Origin of the sequence: Collinsella sp. CLA-ER-H11, assembly GCF_040092445.1 — a bacterium.
Taxonomy (GTDB): Bacteria; Actinomycetota; Coriobacteriia; order Coriobacteriales; family Coriobacteriaceae; genus Collinsella.
On record NZ_JBBNLN010000034.1, the window covers coordinates 1 to 959 of the forward strand.

Genomic DNA, 959 nt, shown 5'->3' on the forward strand with positions numbered 1-959 from the left:
CCGGCTCGGGGACCGTGCCAGGCGGGCAGTTTGACTGGGGCGGTCGCCTCCTAAAGGGTAACGGAGGCGCGCGAAGGTCCGCTCGGGACGGTCGGCAACCGTCCTTTTGAATGCAAGAGTACAAGCGGGCTTGACTGCGAGGCCCACAAGCCGAGCAGGTGCGAAAGCAGGCTCTAGTGATCCGGCGGCCCCGAGTGGGTGGGCCGTCGCTCAACGGATAAAAGGTACTCCGGGGATAACAGGCTGATCTTGCCCAAGAGTCCACATCGACGGCAAGGTTTGGCACCTCGATGTCGGCTCATCGCATCCTGGGGCTGGAGCAGGTCCCAAGGGTACGGCTGTTCGCCGTTTAAAGCGGTACGCGAGCTGGGTTCAGAACGTCGTGAGACAGTTCGGTCCCTATCCTCCGTGGGCGCAGGAGAATCGATGGAGGCTGCCCCCAGTACGAGAGGACCGGGGTGGACGCACCTCCGGTGAACCGGTTGTCGACCAACGGCACGGCCGGGTAGCCGCGTGCGGCGCGGATAACCGCTGAAGGCATCTAAGCGGGAAGCCGTTCCAGGGATTAGTTCTCCTTCCGGTAAGGGCCCAGGTAGACTACCTGGTCGATAGACGGCAGGTGCAAGGACGGCGACGTCCTCAGCCGAGCCGCACTAATCGCCCGAGCTCTTCCGGAACCGCACCTCGCGGCCCGCGGGACCCAGCGCTTGCGCGCGGTCCGGGCACGAGGATGCCCCCGAGTCACCTCCCCTATGCGCCATGCGGCCCCCAGGGCACGTGTAGAGTGAGACCCAGGACACCGTAACGGTGGGCGCCGCCCACCGGTCAGCGGCCAGAGCATGGGGGGCACGCCCGGTCCCGTTCCGAACCCGGAAGCTAAGCCCCATCGCGCCGAGAGTACTGCGGGGTCAGCCCGTGGGAGGCCAGGGCGCCGCTGACCGGTGGACGGCACCGAGCCG

At 66.7% G+C, this 959-nt stretch carries 2 rRNA genes; both read left to right on the forward strand.

The annotated features are described in order from the left end of the window. Positions 1-677: ribosomal RNA gene (locus AAAX35_RS09590) — 23S ribosomal RNA — on the forward strand; the annotation flags it as partial. 147 nt (positions 678-824) lie between these two features. Continuing rightward, positions 825-940, forward strand: a 5S ribosomal RNA gene (gene rrf, locus AAAX35_RS09595). Positions 941-959: the final 19 nt, after the last annotated feature.